Here is a 4913-nt window from a genome sequence, read left to right on the forward strand (position 1 = left end):
GGCCTCGAAGGCTTCCGCGATGCGCGCCCACTCCGGCTTCTCCACCTGCTTCGCCATGCCCGGAAGCGTCCGCCGCGAACCGCTCCCCCGGCAATCCCTCACGGCACATCGTTGGCCGGACGGTTACCCACCGCCAGCACCACGCGCACCGAGGCAGGCAGCGCGAACACCCTCTCACCGCCCCAGCGCCGCGACGAGACTCGCGACGTACGCCACGTCAGTGCCCACCGCGAATCGCACCCGCGCCCCGCTCGCGGCCACCACCTCCAGCAGGGACTCCGTCGCATCGGGGGCGCTCGCCACCTGCACCGGCAAGAGTCTCACCGGCTCGACTCGCGACGGCGCGCTCCGTCGTGCTCGGTATACCCACGACTGCAACGTGCTCAGCCGCACGCCCCGCGCCAACGCGAACTCCCGCTGCGTCTGCCCGCTCGCCTCGAACGCTTCCGCGACGCGCGCCCACTCCGGCTTCTCCACCTGCTTCGACATGCCCGGAAGCGTCCGCCGCGCGCCGCTCCCCCGGCAATGGCCTGCAGCACGTCGTTGGCCGGACGGTTACGCCGGTCCGCAGAATCCACAGGATGCCGTCCCACAGCGCTCGTGAGGGCGTGGGCGTTCGCCCAGGCCGGTCCTCCCGCTTCAACTTCCGCGCATGTCGATCAGCGGCCCGGCCTGTCGCCCCATGCCTGCTCGCACAATTTCGAGACCAGCTTTAACCTCTAAAAGGAACAAATACAGCGGGACTTTTCTGCCAGTTACAAAGAGAATCTTCGAGTTCTTGCATTCCAACCCCTAGATACGCGCCCAACTCAACTAAACGAGCCTCTAAGTCCTTGCTCTTGAGTCCTGCCTTGACGCTCCCACCAAACAACAACTGCGCGCCACGTCTAGGTCCTGTAGCTCCTTGCAGATACGTTCGCCCCGGCGCGATAGCAGCCAGCCCCAGCTTTCCCACCATTGTCAAATAATCAAACCTGGCGAGGCGACCAAACGAGTCAACAGCGGCCATCGAATTATAAAAATACTCAAATAGGATTTTAGGATCCCGCGAGACAGCAGCAGGAGCACTATTAAAAAACGCTTGATGGGTCTGCGAAGGCGCTATCCACCCTATGTAAGTTTCAAAGGCCGAACCAGTCCCCCTGGGCTCCCATGCACTCAGGCTTTGGTATCTGCGATGATTCCCAAAACAACCGAACCTTTTGTTATCACTCAATTTCTCTTCATACTCTGAAAGCCACTTCCGAAAGCGACCAGGGCTACTACTGGTATTTGCCCAAGTCCATGCGGCTCCCTGCCCCAACCTCCCGTAAACATTGCGGGCCAATCGCCAGCCCGTTCGATAGTTCTTCCCAAAGTGAACCGACAAGAAAACAAGCCAAAACGCCTCATCAAGCCGTCCCTCATCCCTGCGCAACACCGCAGCCTTAATAGGATCAAACGACTCACTTGCAGGATCCGCCCGAAGGCTACTGAGCATCTGCTTCTGAATCACAGCAATATACGAGACACGCCTGACACTCTCGACAAGCTGCTCGACAAATGACGCAAGAAACTCCTCGCTCTCAACTCCCGGGAGCGGATGCGTTTTTGCAGCAAAAGCTCGCAACTTCGTCTTCAAATGCACAGCAAGCTGCCGATCTTTCGGCCTCATCAAAGCACCCCTTGCGCAGCTCTACCAATCCAACTCCGAATTGAATCCCTGACCTCTCGCGTAACCCCAAAACTACTCTGAATATTATGATTATACCCAAGCACAACCAAATCGCGCCGCAAATCCACTCCCGAAACACTCCGCACAACCCCCACATGTGCATACCCCGACACTGAAGACCGGGCTCGCCTCGGAAGTTCCCAACCAGACATCAGCCTTCTCTCAAGCTGAACACCGGAGACCTTTTCGAAATTCTCAACAACAGTTCGCCCGTTAAGGACCATCAATTGAATCGAAGACTCTCGAAGCAGTAAGCCAAGACTTCCTCCCGCGAGAGCGAGCAGGGTGGATCGTTGTTGGCTGGTTAGCCCAGTCCATTTACACGCCGTGGCGTAAGGGACCAAATCAAGATGGCACGCAGTTCTCAAGCCGCCATAATAGGACGCCTCTGTCTCACCAATCAACTGATCTAACTGCCTAAACCATCCATCGTACGGGTTTCCGTCAAAATAATCCCTACACGATTCCCAAATCAACTGAACATGCTGCGAATCAACACTACTCCAGTCTGGGATATTCAATGAACATAGAGTATGAAAACGACGAGATGGACCATCAAGCTCGACTCCTTCGCCATCGACAAACTCCCGATTACTTGGATTAAGTCCAAGAGTAGCGACTCGCGCTGCGGAGATATCTCCGAAACACGGAATTGGACAGCCCCAAGGAATAACAGGAACTCTAGCAACCCGAAGCTCCGCCGAGAGACTGACTAGCTTTCTCAGAATCAAGCTCAGAGAAGAAGGCACTTCCCCCTGGCGAGCAGGATGCCCAGTATCAACAACACCCAATCTCAACTGACGGCCTGCTTTCCGATATCCTCGACCCAATGATAGACTCACAAAAGGCGCGCTTGTACCGGCCCCTGAGAAATCAGCTTCCGCTCTGCCGCCCGTCTCTTCTTATTTATATACACGTCATACATGCGAGACTTCATCTCCTTTTTGATTTTCACAATGGCTGCTTGACTTTCTTTCTTCAGGCTAAATGACGGAGTCTTGCGATCCTGCGCATAGTACTGGTAAATTTGTAGAAGTCGAACGAGATCTTCCCAGTACGAATCTAGGCGCAGCTTGCTTATATCTATCGCCCTGTTTCGGCGAATCATCTCTTCCGCTCTCAACACTTTTTGAAGCGCCTTGAGCGGCTCCGTATCGTCCAGAGGCATTGATGGCATCGCTATGCTCCTCTGCCATCCTTCATCTAAAAATGCTTGTGCGCCGTCCCTGTCTTTGTCGTACAGGTGAAGACTTCCAACAACATGTTTGTACGTGCCAAGCTCAACTTTGAGCGTTCGCGCAAATATCTCCTGCATCATCGTAAACGCAAAAACGTCATGCGGCAGTCCCCGAAACGCGTCGTTGGATCTCATGCTCGTAAGCATGTGCAGCCGATTACGGCGCAGCATGAACTGGAGCGTGCAGGTACACGGAATGTCTTTATAGTCTCCCGCAAGGTCCTCAGCAGAAAACAACTGAATCACCGCTCGACGAGAATCTCGTCGAGTCCCCAGGAGATTGAGAACGTTTTCAACTTGATTAACTCCTTGCTTCCCCATCAAGCGCGGGCCATATGCGCCGTGAATAGTCTTTCCGTCGTCCGACTCTTCACGATACTGGGGAACGTAATGGCAAATAAAATCTAAATCATTGCGCCCCGAAAAGTACCATAAAAATTCGCCCAAACAACTGAACGGGACTCCCTTCTTTTCGGTCCGACTAAGGCGTGCTCTAGGATTCTTGAGCTCAAGGAGAACTCCGATCAGTTCTTTCCCTGCTTTGCGCCTAGGCTCAATGTGACTCTTACTTTTCAAGAGCCGGCCAAATACTTCTCGAAGCAAGTCGTCAAGTGTTTGGGCTGAAATATACATAGCACGTCGACCTAGTCTTGGACTTGCTCATTTATGCACTCAACCAGCTCAGGCACATCAAGACACACCCTGGTGTTCATGAGATACATGAGTTCAGCCTCATCCAATACGCTATCGCACAACACAAATGTCAACTGGCCTTTTCCGGCTGCGTATCCCAGCTCTAGGTGAGCAGAACGGCCGCAGGGCAGAACAAGAACCGTGACGTCAGCTGCCTCAAGAGCGTGCATATCGAAGTTGAACCCTCGCTTAGCCGCAGGATGCTGAAGCGCATCCCTGAATTCTCCGGGCGTCCAACGCTTCCAATCCTGATCAACTTCCGCCCAACTGAAGCCATGTTGGGCGAGGTCAGGCATACGGAAGTCGTACACAAGATAGCCTTCTTGGCGTAACGCCGCGACAACAGTGGGCTGTCGCAGATTTCGCCACGAAGAGGCGACGTAAATCCGCACTTGCCTTCGCTTAGACATCGCATTCCTTCCTGCAGTAACGGTTCACACCGCACTTTGATTGAAGGGCAGATTATATCTCTTCGACTGACACTGCGTAGAGTGCAGCATCCACACTGTACTGAGCAACTTAGCTAGCTGGACTTTTATGATGTAGTTGGTTCCTCTCCGTCATGAAGTTCTACGAGCCGCTCAAATACAAGCAGCAAGTGGACGGAGCAGCAAAGTGGGTCAGTAACGCATCATCTTCAGCTTGAGGGATAGGGAGGGGCGGGTTGCCCTGCTGTGAGAGCAGAGCATCGCCCTGCAGCAAGCTGACGTGGACTCCACCCGAGGCGTCATCACTATTCACCGTTCTGAGGGGGAAAGGTCCGTCACGTCGCCCAAAGGCGGTGGAATCGAAAGGTGAAGATGGCGGCCTAGCTGTTTACGGCCCTCCGCAAGCAGCGGCACATCCGAAGCGATGTTGGAGCCCCGGCGAAGGCCCGTCAGGGGGCCGGCCTCCAGAGCCTCTCGCAGCGCCCCAATCACTTGAGCCCGGCGGCTAGATCAGCAGCCATCCACCCGCTGTAGGGCCCAGAACAGCAAGCACCAAACGAAAACGGGCTGGAGACCTTTCGGCCTCCAGCCCGCTTCGTCGTTTGGTCGGGGAGACAGGATTTGAACCTGCGACCCCTTGGTCCCGAACCAAGTGCTCTACCAGGCTGAGCCACTCCCCGATATCCGGTGCTGCGCCAGGAACTGCCCTCGGGCCCGGCGAAGCGAGGGCGGATCTATCCGAGCCGCTTCCTTCAGTCAACGGACTCTTTCGCCTCCTCCTTCCCTCCTGTCTCTTATACTCATCTGACGCTGCCGACGAATAGCCTTGTGTTGATCTCGG

General features: G+C 55.2%; 4 protein-coding genes and 1 tRNA gene. All 5 read right to left on the minus strand.

From position 1 onward, the window contains the following. Positions 1-174: 174 nt before the first annotated feature. The 5 genes from D7X99_RS41470 to D7X99_RS41490 all read right to left on the minus strand — a co-directional run bounded on the left by D7X99_RS41470 (position 175) and on the right by D7X99_RS41490 (position 4752). On the minus strand, positions 175-489 hold the full coding sequence (locus D7X99_RS41470; protein ID WP_121782530.1) for a hypothetical protein: 315 nt from the start codon (positions 487-489) through the stop codon (positions 175-177). Between the two features lie 223 nt (positions 490-712). Then, on the minus strand, positions 713-1654 hold the full coding sequence (locus tag D7X99_RS42565) for a hypothetical protein (RefSeq protein WP_147476419.1): 942 nt from the start codon (positions 1652-1654) through the stop codon (positions 713-715). Between the two features lie 898 nt (positions 1655-2552). Beyond that, a complete protein-coding gene (locus D7X99_RS41480; protein ID WP_199756431.1) occupies positions 2553-3527 on the minus strand; it encodes a thymidylate synthase in 975 nt (324 codons plus the stop codon). 68 nt (positions 3528-3595) lie between these two features. Beyond that, entirely contained in the window at positions 3596-3955 is a 360-nt protein-coding gene (locus D7X99_RS41485; protein ID WP_199756432.1) for a hypothetical protein, read from the minus strand. A gap of 720 nt (positions 3956-4675) precedes the next feature. Beyond that, a tRNA-Pro gene (locus D7X99_RS41490) sits at positions 4676-4752 on the minus strand. Between the last annotated feature and the right edge of the window lie 161 nt (positions 4753-4913).

The sequence above is a fragment of the Corallococcus sp. AB032C genome, from assembly GCF_003668935.1.
Taxonomy (GTDB): Bacteria; Myxococcota; Myxococcia; order Myxococcales; family Myxococcaceae; genus Corallococcus; species Corallococcus exiguus.

Excerpts from the sequence above, each read along its gene's own strand:
- D7X99_RS41470 (WP_121782530.1), bottom strand. The coding sequence starts at position 489 with ATGTCGAAGCAGGTGGAGAAGCCGGAGTGGGCGCGCGTCGCGGAAGCG.
- D7X99_RS42565 (WP_147476419.1), bottom strand. The coding sequence starts at position 1,654 with ATGAGGCCGAAAGATCGGCAGCTTGCTGTGCATTTGAAGACGAAGTTG.